Raw genomic sequence first — 15,330 nt, 5'->3', positions numbered from 1 at the left:
TACGAATATTCTGCAGATACACAGAGCCAGTCAATGCAGATAGCCTATGATAGCGAGGTGATTTTAAAAATTACCGCCATCCATACTAAAAGTAGTTGGCAAAGTTTGTCGATAATAAACCCTTTAAATACTTAAGGGTTTTCACAAATCAGTACAAATTACGATATAATAGTTCGATATTTCAAATATTTTGCGCAAGGTGGATAAGGTATGTCAGAAGGTATCGTCAATAATAATCCAAAAAAAGAGCTGTTGTTCACTTTAGGTGGCATTGCCTTGTTCTTAGGTATTGTCTTACTTATTGGTGTTTCTGCATTTTTACGTCCAGCAGGACAGCATATTGTGGTTCAGACTCCCGAAGAATTAGCCGCTGCTGATGAAGCAGCAGTCGCAGCAGCAGAAACTGCTCCAGCTGATGCAGAAGTGGCAGAGACAGATGCTGCTGCACCTGATACAGCTGCTGATGCAACTGTCACACCAGCGGCAGATGCGGACAGTGCAGTCGTTACTGCAGAAGCCGGCACAGCGACCGCTTCTGGTACAGTGAGCCAAGCGGCCGTTGCTGATGCTGACTTGACCGCTGAGCAAGCAGATGGTGATTTAGATGCTGGCACTGCTGCTGATGACACAGCTGCCGCACAGTAATCTATCATTTAGATGATGGTTATTTAGACAGTCATACAATGGTGTTCTACTACTTAGTTAGTAGCATTATAAAGTCTTTATTAACAGTGCTATAAGTAAAGCAGTAGTGCTGCTGAGACGAAAAAGAAAAGCCCATTCTCAACTTTTGAGAATGGGCTTTTTTGTGGGTATTTGTGTAATTTTTGACCAATTTTTTCTTTACTTGATTATATCCAAGTGAAACAATGTTCCGCCTATATGACCGCCCGTCTGAATAAATGAGGGTTTGGTCATTACCAAAATAATCTTTAAAGGAATAAAGCTGTGAGTACACAATCAAAATCAGAAGCTAGTGCAGCTGATCTGCAAGCACTAGACAATGGCTTTATGGGACATCCTGCGCCATTACGCTCTTTATTTTTCACCGAGATGTGGGAGCGATTTTCTTATTATAGTATCCGCCCGCTATTGGTGCTATTTATGGTGGCGACAGTAAGCAGTGGCGGTTTTGGGTTTGATGAAGTCACGGCATCTGCTATCTATGGTATCTTTGCTGGTTCGTTGTATTTAGCAGCAGTACCAGGGGGCTGGCTGGCTGATAATTGGCTAGGTCAAGAGCGTGCACTGTGGTGGGGCAGTATAATCATTGCGCTTGGTCACTTATGTATCGCGCTCTCTGCTATGTTCGGTATGACCCTATTCTTTGTTGGTTTGATCTGTATTGTCTTGGGTTCAGGATTATTCAAAACCTGTATCTCAGTGATGGTCGGTGCGTTGTATCCCAAAGGCGACTCTCGCCGCGATGGTGGCTTCACCTTGTTCTATATGGGTATCAATATCGGCGCGCTATTGGCAGCACTGATCGTGGGTATTTTTAAAGAAAAAGGCATGTGGCACGTGGGCTTTGGTGTTGGCGGCTTGGGCATGCTAGTGTCGTTACTCATCTATCGCTTTGTGGCACAAAAGAATTTGACAAAATATGCGCGTGCTAAGGGCATCGTCGCGGATTGGGAAAATGCCAACGATCGCTACAAAAACATCGGTCGATGGGTCATGGCATTTGTTGCTACTTTAGTCGCTATAGTCATTTTAGTAGCGACAGGCATTGTGCCATTTGCACCTGAGATGGTTGCAGAGTATATGACATATCTGATTGCCGCTGTGGTTATACTATATTTTGCCGTGATGTTTATTTCACCGCGCCTCGATAAGACCGATAAATTGCGCCTGTTGATTTGCTTTATCTTAATCATTGGCTCGACGCTGTTCTGGTCAAGTTTTGAGCAGCAACCAACGTCTTTTAACTTGTTTGCCGATCGTTATACTGATCTCAATGTTTTAGGCTTTGATGTACCAAGTATTTGGTTTCAGTCATTGAACCCTTTATTCATTTTGATGTTAGCGCCTATCATTAGTATCGTTTGGGTCAAGCTTGGTAACCGAGGACTTGAGCCGAGCAGTATGGCAAAGTTTGCACTGGGTATGCTACTGGCTGCTGCAGGTTTTGCATTGATGATTTTTGCCTCAAAAAGCATCTTAGCGCCTGGTGCTGGCTTGGCATCGCCACTATGGTTGGTGGGTAGTTTGTTATTATTGACACTAGGTGAGTTAGCCTTAAGTCCAGTCGGTTTATCTGCTATGACCAAGCTTGCACCAGAGGGTATGCAAGGCCAAATGATGGGGCTTTTCTTTGCCTCTATCGCTATGGGTAACTTGGTTGCCGCCTTCTTCGGTGGTCATGTATCTGCCGACAAAATCGAAGGGTTACCAGGTCTGTTTACCACCATGACCATATTCTTGGTGGTGACCGCCGTATTATTATTGATACTGGCAAAACCCATCAACAAAATGCTCAAAGACAGCGAGCGCGAAAAACAATTGGCCAAGTCGTAAGAGAGGCTGGTGTACATTTGTGAATAACAACAGCACAAGTGACGTACGACGAGACGTGTTACCATCATCGGTAGCACGTCTTATTGTTTTACTTAGTGAGATATTTGGCACAAGCCATTGAAAGCTTACTATCTGCCCAAACATCTAATAATAGCTGACTGTCAACATAAGCAGTCGATGTGTGTTGACGGTAACGTTGCGTTCAATGACCTCAGTCACGTAATGCTAATTTTCTACTGTCAATAAGCAGAAGCTATTCTGCAAATTTAGACAGCTTGCTTGAATAGTTGACAATAATAAATGTCTAAATCGCTCGAATAAGACGACTATCCATAGTCGCCGCACAGTAATAATTTTCTAGATCTAACTTCTCTAAAATTAATTGCTCTACCTCTAATAAGGACACTTTTAATGAATAAACAAATCATTCATGATCGTATTGATAACTTACGTAACGCGTTGGTTGAGCAAGATTTGACCGCGATTATCGTACCCTCTGCCGATCCGCATTTATCTGAGTATCTTCCTGAATACTGGCAAGCCCGTCAGTGGTTATCTGGATTTACAGGCTCTGTCGGCACGCTGGTTGTGACGGCTGACTTTGCAGGCCTGTGGACAGATAGCCGTTATTGGGTACATGCTGCCGAACAGTTAGAGGGCACGGGTATTACGTTAGAAAAGCTAGCGCCAGGTCAGCCAAACCACATCGACTGGCTAGCCGATCATCTACAAGAAGGGGATAGCGTGGCAGTCGATGGCAATGTATTGTCTATCGCTGAGCAAGATCGCCTATTAAATGCGTTTGATGCCAACGACATTACTCTGATCACTGAGCGTGATGTACTGACAGCCGTTTGGACGGATCGTCCCGCACTACCAGCTGCTAAACTATATGTACATGATGAGCAATTCCTTGCCCAGTCAGCTGCTTCAAAGTTGGCTGCAGTGCGCATAGGTATGGCGGCGGCAGGCGCAACACATCATCTACTCTCTAGCCTAGATGATATCGCGTGGTTGACCAACTTGCGCGGTGCTGATGTTGACTATAATCCTGTGTTCTTATCACACCTGCTGATTGACGCTGATAAGGCGACACTGTTTATTAACAGCGATAAAGTCAGCGAAGAGATTGCAGCTAGTATAAAAGACAGCGGATTTAGCGTGGCTGACTATGATGCGGTACAAGAGGCACTGAGTGCACTGACGCCAGAAGATTTATTATTACTAGATCCAAGTAAAGTGGCAGTCGGTACGCTCTCAAAAATGGCAGATGATGTGGGCTTTATTGAGCAAATGGCGCCTAGTACATTGCTTAAGTCTATAAAGGCTGACTCAGATATCGAGCATGTACGTGAAGCGATGCGTCAAGATGGCGCTGCTTTGGCTGAGTTTTTTGCCACGTTTGAGCAGCGTCTAGCAGCAGGCGAGCGTCTAAGTGAGCTAGATGTCGATAGCATGCTGATTGATGTACGTAGTCGTCAGCCGCACTATGTCTCGCCAAGTTTCCCAACCATCGCAGGTTTTAATGAAAATGGTGCGTTGCCACATTATCGCGCCACGCCAGAAAACTTCAGCTATCTAGATGTGGCTGAGGGTGAAGGTGGATTGCTACTGATTGACTCAGGTGCTCAGTACCAAAATGGCACAACGGATATCACACGCGTGGTTGGCATCGGACAAATAACCGCTGAGCACAAGCGCGACTTTACTATTGTGTTGAAAGCGCATATTGCGCTAGCTCGTGCTCATTTCCCTGATGGCATTGCCTCACCATTAATCGATGCCATTTGCCGTGCGCCATTATGGCAAGCGCAAATGGATTATGGTCATGGTACAGGTCACGGCGTTGGTTATTTCTTAAACGTACATGAAGGCCCGCAAGTCATCGCTTATAGCGCGAGCACGCCAAAAGAGCGTGCGATGAAAGTCGGTATGATTTCGAGCAATGAGCCAGGTCTATACCGCGAAGGCAAATGGGGCATTCGTATCGAGAACTTGGTTGTCAATACAGCAGTAGCTAAGCCAATTGAGACTGAGTTTGGTGGTTTCTTAAACTTTGAAACCATCACTTACTGCCCAATCGATACACGTCTGATTGAGCCATCGTTGTTGGATCAAACAGAGAACGATTGGTTAAATAGCTATCATAGCCAAGTCTATGCAGAGCTAAAAGATCGCGTCGAAGGCGCAGCGCTTGAGTGGTTGACTGAGCGTACCAAAGCTATCTAGCACTGAACAAATAGCACTAAAAAGCCCCGTCAATGATTGACGGGGCTTTTTAGTGCTTACTACTTAACGGCTGCTTTTAAATATACGTCTAATATTGAAAAACAACCACTGTTAATGAATGTTTTTCTGAGCTGTCTCTTCAGTTGGTGAGTTACTCTGTTCGCTAAAATGCTGGGTCACCTCGGCACGTAGCCAAGACTTTAAGTTTTCAGACATTAGCATCATTTGCTCACTTAAATAATCATCCACCTGTGTTTCTAGTTCACGAATCAGCTGCTCATGCGTTGCATCGAGCTGAGTGTCTTTTAATACCAATTTAATCGCTGTACCAGCTTTATTATTGATATCTTTGATAGGCTCATCGCTGAGGACATGGATTTTTTCGCTGATGGTCTTGCTGTCAGCGTTTTCATTTTTAACACTGCTGAGGCTAACGTTACTCTCGCTACTTATTGTATTAGAAGCTGTCTTTTCGATATTTGTATCAGAGTTACGAGTAATTGTGATATTGGCAATGCCCTTATGCGAGCTGGCTTTATCTGCCTCAGTAGCGACGCTGTCTTTATTCGCACTATTTTTTTCGCTTGCTCGCTGCTCATTCTCTTCTTTTTCTTTTTGAGCCGCTTCGGCCTCTTTCTGTTGCGCTTCTTCTAATCGTTGTTTTTCAGCTTCGACTTGTTCTTGCTTGTCCGTAATGGCTGTGGCAATCGCTTGCTCTGCATGATAGTTGTCATACAGCTCATCTATATGAGTGTCTAGGTCATGGGTATTAAATTCAAAGCTTTCAAATGCGGTGTCTGATTTGAGTAAAGTAGTGATGTCCTTTAACTCTTGAGTAATGGCTGCGCGTACTGGCTCAGGCGCACACGTCCAGCGCTGATAAAACTGATGGGAAAATGAATAGCTTGACATGGTATCTTCCATAAATGTTCCAAAAATTACCCCTTATCATACGCAAGTATAATAAGGGGCTGCAAGTGGACAAACGTAGCAAATCTGACAACAACGTTACAACGCATTCATTACAATGCGCTGCGATGTAGACGGGTGGCTGTTATGGATTAACTGGCCAACGCGCAAATACCAAAGAACCATTGGTACCGCCAAAGCCAAAGCTATTGGACACCGCGTACTGCAAATTATCAACTTTACGTGATTGGTTGGCCACATAGTCGAGATTACAGTTGTCTTCGACATCGTCCAAATTGATCGTCGGCGGCACATGCTGATGCTGTAGAGCAAGTACGGTAAAGATAGCTTCAACCCCGCCCGCTGCACCCAGTAAATGCCCAGTCATCGATTTGGTCGAGCTGACCAAAATGCTGTCTTTGACTGGCGAAAACACTGTTTCGATCGCAATTGACTCAGCCACATCGCCAGCAGGGGTGCTAGTACCATGGGCGTTGACATAACCGACACTTGATGGCTCGATCCCAGCATCATTTAGGGCATTGCGCATGGCTTTTGCCGCGCCGCTACCGTCTTCCGGTGGCGCAGTGATATGGCTAGCATCATCGCTCATGCCAAATCCGACCAGCTCGGCCAATATGGTTGCACCGCGTGCTTTGGCATGGGCAAGACTTTCGAGTACCACCATCCCAGCACCGTCACCTAGTACAAAACCGTCACGGCCTTTATCGAATGGACGCGAGGCTTTGGTCGGTTCATCGTTGCGCGTCGAGAGTGCATGCATAGCACTGAACCCTGCAATGCCAAGTGGGCTAGAGCCTTTTTCACTACCGCCGGCTAGCATGACATCAGCATCACCGTATGCGATCAAACGCGCTGCAAGACCCATGGCATGGGTTGCAGTGGTACAAGCCGTAGAGGTCGCAAGGTTCGGACCTTTTAACGTGTGCTTAATGGCCACCAGTCCTGCGGCCATATTGACGATAGAGCCTGGGATGATAAAAGGGGAGACTCTACTCGCGCCTTTTTCATGTAGGGTATCGCGGCTATTTTCGATGGTTTGGATACCACCAATACCTGAACCCAAAATAATGCCAAAGCGATCTTGGTCGACGCCTTGTACAGGGGCATCTGCGGAACTGACTTCATCAATGAGTCCGGCGTTTTTTAATGCCATTGCGGAGGCTGCGATACCATAATGAATAAACTCATCATAGCGTCGCGCGTCTTTGGCATTCATATATTGTTTGGCATCGAAGTCTTTGACCACACCTGCAATTTGTGCGCGGTAACCTGTCGCATCAAAGTGGGAAATCGATGTGATTCCACTGTCACCATTGAGCAATTTAGACCATGAGCTCTCGACATCTAGACCCAGCGGTGTAATGGCACCCATACCTGTGACCACCACACGTGTATCATCAGAACGGTCATAATGTGGTGGCTTTTGACGGGGTTTGTGCATGGATGCGGCGGCCGCAGGATTGGTCGCGTTATCGGTCGCTTGGTCAGTCGGTGAACTACTGTGTTGGCTCATAAAATATATCCTGTACTTACGGGTCCTAAGAGGATGACGTTTTAAAAGTATTATAAAGCACGTAGGTGGACGTATGTAAACTAAAATCTAACTGGTCAGACAAAGCAAACTTGCCCCAATACCACGCCTTTACTCGCGCCAGTAACCGCTGGCAAGTTACCCGTCTCGCCCATCAATGTCTGTCTGGCCAGCCAAGCAAATGCCACTGCCTCCACCCATGTCGGTGCCAGTCCTAAAGTTTCTGTTGTCTCAACGGTGCAGTAGGGCAGGTGTGCTTGCAGTCGTGTCATCAGATAGTCATTCAATGCCCCGCCGCCGCAGACATAGACCGAGCTATTACTATCCTTATGAGCAAACATATTGATCTGTGTACTGGCACTGATAGCCGTCAGCTCAGTCAACGTCGTTTGTACATCAACCGCTGAATAAATGATGTCAGCATTGGCTTGTTCAAAAGCTTGTAATTCATCTTGTAACCATGCCAAATTAAAATCTTCGCGGCCAGTGCTTTTAGGATAAGGTTTTGCAAAAAAGGGATGCGCTAATAATTGAGTTAGTAGCGGCTCAATAATAGTGCCAGACTGTGCCCAAGCGCCACCTGCGTCATAAGCATGATCAGTATGCAACGAGGTCCATGCATCCAATAATAAGTTGGCAGGGCCGGTATCGTAGCCGACGACATTCTGCAATTTATCTTCTGACTTATTCTCTGCGCTATCAGCTGCCGCTGGCAAGACCGTTATATTCGCGATACCGCCCAAGTTTAGTAGTACACGAGTGCGGTTAGGTATTGCAAATAATGCTTGATGAAATGCCGGTACCAGTGGTGCGCCTTGACCACCGACTGCCATATCACGACGACGAAAATCATTGACCACGCTGATACCAGTACGCTCAGCAATGATATTGGCATCGACTAATTGCAATGTGAATCCCATCTGCGGACGATGACGCACGGTTTGTCCATGACAGCCAATCGCTAGTACTGACTCAGCATCAGTATTTGATTGCTGCAATAGGGTATTCACCACACTACTGGCAAACTCGCCATATTTGCGGCTTGCCCAGCCGAACCAGTCTAGCTCACTACTTGATTCGCAGTTTGGCTCATTTGTTAGGCCATCCGTTGCAGGTGTTAATGCTTGGATACCGTTGGGTTGACACAGTGCCAGTAATACCTCGCGCAGACGTGGCGGAAAATCTTGACTGTACGTCGCCAGAAGTTGCATCGGCGGTTGGGTGTTTTCTTCGTTACTCGTTTCAGGATTAAACTGACAAAGAACAGCATCCATACCATCCAAACTGGTACCTGACATCATGCCGATATATAAGCCATCATCAAAGCTCTCAAACACCGTTTGCTCAAGGGCATCGGTCAGGGTGGCGTAGTTCGAATTATCATAGGTCAAGTCATCAATATCGTTTGAACTGCTATCCAAACCATTATTCATAAGTAAGTCGGCAAGGGCATTATGGTCAGTATCAGCAATCGATGCGGGGTTGGTCATGGCAATTTACCTTAAAAAACGCTAGTATATCCGTCAAATTCTATCATTTTTTCTGACCTTTTGAGCTTCTAAACATCATCAGACGTCGAGCTTATAACCGTCATTCATAAAAATCCCAATAAAAGCGATATATAGAGAACACCATGACCGAAAAAACCTACACCCTAGAAGAACAATTGGCCCTTATCCAGCGCGGTACGCAAGAGATACTATCTGAAGACGACTTAGTGGCTAAGCTAAAACTGAATCGTCCACTGCGTATCAAGGCAGGCTTTGATCCTACCGCGCCTGATCTGCATTTGGGACACACAGTACTAATTAATAAGCTCAAGCATTTCCAAGACTTGGGTCACGAGATTTACTTTTTAATCGGCGACTACACTGCCAAGATTGGCGATCCTTCTGGTAAAAACAGCACGCGTCCACCATTGACCGATGAGCAAATCAAGGCCAATGCCACGACTTATGCTGAGCAAGTATTTAAAATCTTGGACAAAGAAAAGACTCGTGTGGTCTTTAACTCTGAATGGTTCAAGGACATGAGCGCCGCTGATATGATTCAGCTGGCCAGTCAGCAGACAGTTTCACGTATGCTAGAGCGTGATGATTTCTCTAAACGTTATGCCTCACAAACCCCAATTTCCATCCATGAATTCCTCTACCCACTGGTACAAGGCTATGATTCTATCGCGTTAAAAGCCGATGTCGAGCTTGGTGGTACCGATCAAACCTTTAACTTATTAATGGGTCGCACGTTGCAAGGCCGTTATGGCCAAGAGCAGCAAGTGTGTATCACGGTGCCGATTTTAGAAGGGTTAGACGGCGTTAATAAAATGTCTAAGTCGTTGAATAACTATGTCGCTATCTATGATGCGCCAGGTACCATGTATCAAAAAATCCTATCTATGCCAGACACCCTGATTCATCGCTATTTTGAATTTTTAAGCTTTAAGCCAATGGACGAAGTCGAAGGTTTATTGGCAGAGATGAAAGAAGGTCGTAACCCACAAGAAATCAAACGTATCTTAGCCGAAGAATTGATTGAGCGTTTCCATGATGCTGATGCGGCTGCTAATGCGCATAAGTCGGCAGGTAATGTGTTAGCTGATGGCGAGCTGCCAATCGACTTGCCAGAAGTCACGGTAGACCTAGAAGGTCAAGATGCACTGTTTATCACTCAGGTACTGAACCAATCCGGGCTTGCGAAAAACAGCTCATCGGCCAAAGACATGGTAAAACGTGGCGTGGTAAAAGTAGATGGCGACGTGGTTGATGCAGGCTTTAGCTTAACCTCAGGTCAGACAGTCGTTATCCAAGCAGGCAAAAAAGCCTATGCAAAAGTAACGGTTGGTTAGATAATCTATAAAAATGATTAAGAGCGAGGTCGGCAGTCATTGTCGACCTTTTTTATGAAGCGACAATTAGCAGCCATTTTTTAATATTAGGAATTTGCTATGACTAAAATCATCCCTCAAGGCATCTATCGCCATTATAAAGGCAGCCTGTATCAGGTATTGCATACAGCGCAGCATTCTGAGACTGAAGAATCATTAGTCGTTTACCGCTGCTTGTATGGTGAATACGGCGTGTGGGTTCGCCTATTAGCCATGTTTACTGAAACGGTCACCGTTGACGGTAAAGAAATACCACGATTTGAATTAATCAAAGACTTAGCTGATTAGTTTTGGTTTTCTGCAAACTGAAATAACAACTTATTGAACAAAGAAAAAGCGACTTTTGGAGTCGCTTTTTTTACGTCTGCTAAAACTAATGATTTTTTAGAAATTGCTTTAAGACATTATAAAAGGCCACGGGTGCATCCATTGGCACCGCATGGCCTGATTTTGGCAAGATAATGCTGTGCGCATTGGGCAGCATAGTCGCCAAACGCTGTTGCCACTCTGCACTATATAACTGCGAGCGCCCACCAATCAGTAAGGTAGTCGGAATATTGACCGTTGGCAACACATCGCGGTAATCGTAGGGCAGCGCAACATATGCAGATAGGCAACGCAGTTTATGTTGCCATGTAGCATGTTCCATTAATGAGATTTTGTGTGGTGCCCGATAACTGAGGGCTTTTATCAATAATTGCGAAGGTTTGCTACTGACAGACAGTAGAGAAAAAGAGCGCTCCATGTCCAATAGATTTACTTTCAATCGATAGGGCAGATGACGAAAATCATCCATTTGCCCGGCTTGCATATAAGGGGCCACGTCGGCAATCAACCGTGTAAATTGCGCAAACAATTCGGTTTGACGCGCACTAAATACACCGCCACCTTGCCAGTCTGGCTGATTGTGAATAATCGGTGCTTGATCAATGTTCAGATAATGACTCACGCGCTGAGTACCAAAGCGCTGAAAATATGCCCACATGACCAATGCTCCCATCGATATTGCGGCAACAGGAAAAGCCTCAATGCCAGTTTCTTTGCTCACGTATTCAAATACATCTTGGGTGTCTGTTGCATATTGCTCAATAAAATCAAACGTTGGTAACGTTAGATGGCTGGCCAACCCAAACCCTCTAAAATGCGGTAAGTAAAAGCAGTAATCCTGAATGAGCGGTAAAATAAACGGCAAAAATTGCCGCGCATCCATACCAAAAGCATGCAGCATCAGAACAGGTTTTCCTTTACCAATGACAGATACGGGCAGCATCGTCCCATCAGCTGTTTGGATAGTAAGGGTCTTTAGCTGGTAGGGAGTAGGCAAGGGTATAAGGTCTTTTTTCATAGAGTGACGTCGCTTTAGTTGTCAAGGTATCAGGGTTGATTGATCGAGATGTATCGTTGCAAAATTCGCTATACCGCTAAGAAAAGACTGCTATATTAAAGCAGTCATTTGACCATAGCACAGAATTTGACTCAGGGTAAAAGCCGTCGCAGTGGCACGTGACAACCGATGATAACGGACGATAGCTGATAAGGATATATGCACATGAGCAGTTCGACATTGCCATTACTCGATAGCAGCCTATATCCACAGGTGTGGCAGCAGCAGATATTTATCAGTCCGCAGGCGCTTTTGCTATCGATGTTGACGCTTAGTACTGACATCACAGCAGATACCAATGCTAGTGCTTTTGCTAAGAGGTTATTAGCAGATGAGGTCTATCAAGAGTGGATCAATACCACTGTATTTGGGCGTTATCTTCACCGTAACTTTATTGCGTTTTATCAGCAAACAGAAGACAGTTTTAACACAGATATGCCTGCAATATTTCGTCAAGAGTTGATGCGCCATACGCAGTATTTACCACTCAATCAAGTGTTGTTCTTTGCAGGAGACATGCCCAAAAGTGTGCGACAAATAAAGATACTAACCACCACTGTGAATCCAGCCACTGCAATAATCAATGCACAGACAATGTCCCAGAAACTGACTCAAAAACTGGCCACAAATAGCCCAAAGTTGTTCATCAACCAAATAACAGTCACTGGCAAACAAGTATCAGGATTTGCGATACGTCACAATAAACGTACGAGAGAGCGGCTACGTAATGAAGTGCTGATTTTGGATTTTCAGGATTTACGCTTGGTCCATGAGCAGACTATCAAAGACATAAAAAAAAGCAATATAGAGGACTCTATATTGCTTCGATCGTATGAGATACGCTGACAAGTTCGGTGTTGATAAGTGATATATCACTAACCAATATTGATACCATAACTAACAATTCAGTTAGTATTAATCTTGCTTGGCAATGGTCAAACCATTATAAGTCTGAGCAACAGGCATCACTTCTAGACGATTTACATTGATATGAGCAGGCGACTCAATCAACCACAACAAAATATCGCCGATATCCTCACCAGTCATGGTTTTAAAACCATCATAAACCTTGGCCGCCTTGTCATCATCGCCATGGTAGCGCACATTTGAAAACTCAGTGCCCGCGACATTACCAGGTTCAAGATTGGTCACACGTACTTGGGTGCCGATCAGATCCGCTCGTAAGTTTAAGCTGAACTGTTTGACAAACGCTTTGGTCGCGCCATAGACGTTACCACCAAAGTAAGGCCAACTACCAGCAATCGAGCCGACATTGATGACATAACCACTATCGCGAGCGACCATCGCTGGCAAGACCGCATGAGTCAATGCCATCAAGCCTTTAACGTTAGTATCAGTCATACGCATCCAATCATCAAGATTGCTACGTTGCGCAGGCTCTGTACCGAGTGCCAGTCCGGCATTATTGACCAAAACGTCGATTTGATTAAAACCGTCAGGCAATTCAGCAATAATTTGCGGAATAGACGCTGTATCACTCACATCCATAACGACGGGTAAAAAAGCCTCACCTAAGGTCTCTGCCAAGGCATTCAGTTTATCAAGGCGTCTGGCACAGCCGATTACTTGATGACCATTAGCGATCAAACGCTCTGCTAATGCTTTACCAAAACCTGCACTTGCGCCAGTAATCAATACGTTCATTGTGTGTCCTTATCAGTGATGTTGTCTGCTTTTGCCATAATCTTGATGACGGCTTTATTTACCCTAATGCGACTTATCTATTTGATAACTGCTTACCAAAAATCTTATCACCAGCATCACCCAAACCTGGAATGATATAACCATGCTCATCCAAGTGGCTGTCTAGTGCAGCGGTATAGATAGTCACGTCAGGATGCGCTTCATTTACCAAGCGTACGCCTTCAGGGGCAGCAACTAATACCAATGCTTTGATATTAGTACAGCCGTTTTTCTTTAGCATCTCGATGGTTGCGACCATTGAACCACCTGTGGCTAGCATTGGATCAATGATAAGAGCAGGGCGCTTATCCATATGGCTCACGAATTTCTCAAAAAACGGTACTGGCTGCAACGTTTCTTCATCACGCTGTAGACCGACCACAGAAATCTTAGCAGTAGGAATCAGATCGAGCACGCCATCTAGCATGCCAATACCTGCGCGCAAAATCGGTACGATAGTTGCTGTCTTACCGATGATTTGCTCACCAGTGATTTCACCACACCAGCCTTCCATAGGGAAAGTTTCAATTTCAAAATCGCGGCTTGCTTCATAAGCCATCAAGCGGGCAAGTTCTTTGGTCAGTGTACGAAATTTATAAGTACTACAGTCTTTTTCGCGCATGAGACTGAGTTTGTGACGGACTAGTGGATGATCGATTACCGTAATGTTTAAACCGCTATTTAAGTCACTCATAAGTATTCTCTTGGGTTCTAGTCTGATGCTTGCGCAGTCACTGCGCTTGCTATTAGTAAAAAAGATACAAACACTTACTGCATATCCACCCTATATATAACGCATCAATAGTAAAGTTAATGCTTAAGGTAGCCAAATGCTTCTATCACACTTTGGACATGATAGAAGTGAGTACCGTACGGCTTACTAGGCGCGATTCAGAAGTTATTAAAAATACATCTAAAGTCGCATTACCTTTTGAGCCGACTATATTTGACTATATAGACTGATTATAAATGTAGTAGCGTTTAGACCTGCTATGATACCAAAAAAACGACTTTTCTGATGAAGAATATCATGACTATACAACAATCCCCTGCCCAAAAACCTCTTGAAACCAGTCCAATATCCTCTGATGACAGTACATCAGAGATTGAAACGCATCCTTTCGAGCCTGTGTTACCACCCAATGCCACTATTATGATGATGGGCACCTTCCCACCGACTGCTGATAAATGGGCAATGAGTTTCCACTATCCCAATTTCTATAATGATATGTGGCGCATATATGGTCGCGTGTTTTTTGACGATGCAGATTATTTTAGAGTAGGGGATGAGAAGCATTTTGATCCAGAGCGTATCCGTGATTTTATGTTTGAGCGCGGTATCGCATCTTGTCCAACGGTCAAGCAGGCTATCCGCGAGACTGGCAATGCCTCTGACAAAAACTTAACCGTCGTGACGCCTGTTGATCTAGACAATATCTTGCTACAAGTACCAAAAGTGCAGACCTTGTTTACCACAGGAGGCAAAGCGACCGAAGTACTGCTCGGATTATTAGCTGAGCCAATTGCCAAATCAAAGTACCCAAAAACCAATGATAGTATGAACTATCCATATAAATGGCAAAGCGATGATTTAGAGTTGTTAGATAGGCAAGTAAACGACTTAACCTTATATAGACTGCCTTCAACCTCACGTGCTTATCCGTTATCCTTGGATAAGAAAGTGGCAGCTTATAAAGCGTTTTTTGAAAAAATGGGTAAGTTATAAGTCGTTATATAGAAAAGAGCGGTGCTGCAGTATTGGTCTATCAGTGAGATGGTAAGTATATGTTATTGCTAAAGTAGAAGCGGTTGTCTAAAGAAGTAGAAAGCCATAAGGGTTTTAGTAGCAACGTCTAAAATTCTAAACAGATAAATTAATCCCAACCCATTGAAAAGTATTGGTTATTAAGAAATACATCAAATAAACCCAAAAACCTTAGTTAAAGCAGTTGACACTAGGTGAGAACTCTATATAATACGCCCCACAGCAAAGGAAGCTAGGCAGTAAGTTAACAAACTTATTACTTAGATTACCGAGTTGAGACAATTTATAAAACAGCTTGACAATCCCAATCATTATGATAAGATAGTCGGCTCGCTAGATAGCTTGACCCGCGAGGGTTTGAGACTGAATAGCAAGAGATATAC

General features: G+C 44.6%; 13 protein-coding genes. 7 read left to right on the top strand and 6 right to left on the bottom strand.

Going from position 1 to position 15,330, the window contains the following annotated elements:
* The first annotated feature begins 210 nt into the window (after positions 1-210).
* From IP485_RS10155 to IP485_RS10145, 3 genes are all read left to right on the top strand, one after another.
* Positions 211-645, top strand: coding sequence for a hypothetical protein (locus IP485_RS10155; protein WP_198327138.1), 435 nt, complete (start codon positions 211-213; stop codon positions 643-645).
* Positions 646-1,011: 366 nt separating this feature from the next.
* Positions 1,012-2,517, top strand: coding sequence for a peptide MFS transporter (locus IP485_RS10150; protein WP_227686520.1), 1,506 nt, complete (start codon positions 1,012-1,014; stop codon positions 2,515-2,517).
* A 411-nt stretch (positions 2,518-2,928) separates the two neighbouring features.
* Positions 2,929-4,746 (top strand): aminopeptidase P family protein, encoded by a 1,818-nt coding sequence (locus tag IP485_RS10145; protein WP_198327136.1) that lies wholly within the window; start codon positions 2,929-2,931, stop codon positions 4,744-4,746.
* A gap of 111 nt (positions 4,747-4,857) precedes the next feature.
* Here the strand turns inward: IP485_RS10145 and IP485_RS10140 are convergent, their stop codons facing one another.
* From IP485_RS10140 to IP485_RS10130, 3 genes are all read right to left on the bottom strand, one after another.
* A complete protein-coding gene (locus IP485_RS10140; protein ID WP_198327135.1) occupies positions 4,858-5,670 on the bottom strand; it encodes a hypothetical protein in 813 nt (270 codons plus the stop codon).
* A gap of 130 nt (positions 5,671-5,800) precedes the next feature.
* Positions 5,801-7,120 (bottom strand): beta-ketoacyl-ACP synthase II, encoded by a 1,320-nt coding sequence (fabF, locus tag IP485_RS10135; RefSeq protein ID WP_198327234.1) that lies wholly within the window; start codon positions 7,118-7,120, stop codon positions 5,801-5,803.
* Between the two features lie 167 nt (positions 7,121-7,287).
* A complete protein-coding gene (locus IP485_RS10130; RefSeq protein ID WP_198327134.1) occupies positions 7,288-8,700 on the bottom strand; it encodes an anhydro-N-acetylmuramic acid kinase in 1,413 nt (470 codons plus the stop codon).
* A gap of 143 nt (positions 8,701-8,843) precedes the next feature.
* On the opposite strand from IP485_RS10130, the gene tyrS reads away from it, so the two are divergent.
* Complete coding sequence (gene tyrS / locus IP485_RS10125; protein WP_198327133.1) at positions 8,844-10,055, top strand: tyrosine--tRNA ligase; 1,212 nt, start codon at positions 8,844-8,846, stop codon at positions 10,053-10,055.
* Positions 10,056-10,154: 99 nt separating this feature from the next.
* Positions 10,155-10,382, top strand: coding sequence for a DUF1653 domain-containing protein (locus IP485_RS10120; RefSeq protein ID WP_198327132.1), 228 nt, complete (start codon positions 10,155-10,157; stop codon positions 10,380-10,382).
* Positions 10,383-10,467: 85 nt separating this feature from the next.
* On the opposite strand, the gene IP485_RS10115 is transcribed toward IP485_RS10120, so the two are convergent.
* The gene (locus tag IP485_RS10115) at positions 10,468-11,439 is read right to left on the bottom strand and encodes an alpha/beta fold hydrolase (protein ID WP_198327131.1); all 972 of its coding nucleotides are present in this window, start codon (positions 11,437-11,439) and stop codon (positions 10,468-10,470) included.
* A 204-nt stretch (positions 11,440-11,643) separates the two neighbouring features.
* Between IP485_RS10115 and IP485_RS10110 the strand changes: the two genes are divergently transcribed.
* A complete protein-coding gene (locus IP485_RS10110) occupies positions 11,644-12,324 on the top strand; it encodes a hypothetical protein (protein WP_198327130.1) in 681 nt (226 codons plus the stop codon).
* A 69-nt stretch (positions 12,325-12,393) separates the two neighbouring features.
* On the opposite strand, the gene IP485_RS10105 is transcribed toward IP485_RS10110, so the two are convergent.
* Both IP485_RS10105 and upp read right to left on the bottom strand, forming a co-directional pair.
* Positions 12,394-13,143, bottom strand: coding sequence for an SDR family NAD(P)-dependent oxidoreductase (locus tag IP485_RS10105; protein WP_194364956.1), 750 nt, complete (start codon positions 13,141-13,143; stop codon positions 12,394-12,396).
* A gap of 73 nt (positions 13,144-13,216) precedes the next feature.
* Positions 13,217-13,876: a uracil phosphoribosyltransferase gene (gene upp / locus IP485_RS10100; protein WP_194364955.1), complete on the bottom strand. Its 660-nt coding sequence runs from the start codon at positions 13,874-13,876 to the stop codon at positions 13,217-13,219.
* 459 nt (positions 13,877-14,335) lie between these two features.
* Here upp and IP485_RS10095 point away from each other — a divergent pair, with 459 nt between their 5' ends.
* Entirely contained in the window at positions 14,336-14,908 is a 573-nt protein-coding gene (locus IP485_RS10095; protein ID WP_413787030.1) for a DNA glycosylase, read from the top strand.
* Positions 14,909-15,330: the final 422 nt, after the last annotated feature.

It is taken from the genome of Psychrobacter sp. NG27 (assembly GCF_016106655.1).
GTDB lineage: Bacteria > Pseudomonadota > Gammaproteobacteria > Pseudomonadales > Moraxellaceae > Psychrobacter.
The sequence above is the reverse complement of the archived record's forward strand: the minus strand, read 5'-3'. Positions and strand labels throughout refer to the sequence as shown.

Bases quoted from the DNA above. Each gene is read 5' to 3' on its own strand.
- IP485_RS10110 (WP_198327130.1), top strand. From the start codon at position 11,644: ATGAGCAGTTCGACATTGCCATTACTCGATAGCAGCCTATATCCACAG.
- fabF (WP_198327234.1), bottom strand. From the start codon at position 7,120: ATGCACAAACCCCGTCAAAAGCCACCACATTATGACCGTTCTGATGAT.
- IP485_RS10150 (WP_227686520.1), top strand. From the start codon at position 1,012: ATGGGACATCCTGCGCCATTACGCTCTTTATTTTTCACCGAGATGTGG.
- IP485_RS10115 (WP_198327131.1), bottom strand. From the start codon at position 11,439: ATGAAAAAAGACCTTATACCCTTGCCTACTCCCTACCAGCTAAAGACC.
- IP485_RS10140 (WP_198327135.1), bottom strand. From the start codon at position 5,670: ATGGAAGATACCATGTCAAGCTATTCATTTTCCCATCAGTTTTATCAG.
- IP485_RS10095 (WP_413787030.1), top strand. From the start codon at position 14,336: ATGATGATGGGCACCTTCCCACCGACTGCTGATAAATGGGCAATGAGT.
- IP485_RS10130 (WP_198327134.1), bottom strand. From the start codon at position 8,700: ATGACCAACCCCGCATCGATTGCTGATACTGACCATAATGCCCTTGCC.
- IP485_RS10155 (WP_198327138.1), top strand. From the start codon at position 211: ATGTCAGAAGGTATCGTCAATAATAATCCAAAAAAAGAGCTGTTGTTC.
- tyrS (WP_198327133.1), top strand. From the start codon at position 8,844: ATGACCGAAAAAACCTACACCCTAGAAGAACAATTGGCCCTTATCCAG.
- upp (WP_194364955.1), bottom strand. From the start codon at position 13,876: ATGAGTGACTTAAATAGCGGTTTAAACATTACGGTAATCGATCATCCA.
- IP485_RS10105 (WP_194364956.1), bottom strand. From the start codon at position 13,143: ATGAACGTATTGATTACTGGCGCAAGTGCAGGTTTTGGTAAAGCATTA.
- IP485_RS10145 (WP_198327136.1), top strand. From the start codon at position 2,929: ATGAATAAACAAATCATTCATGATCGTATTGATAACTTACGTAACGCG.
- IP485_RS10120 (WP_198327132.1), top strand. From the start codon at position 10,155: ATGACTAAAATCATCCCTCAAGGCATCTATCGCCATTATAAAGGCAGC.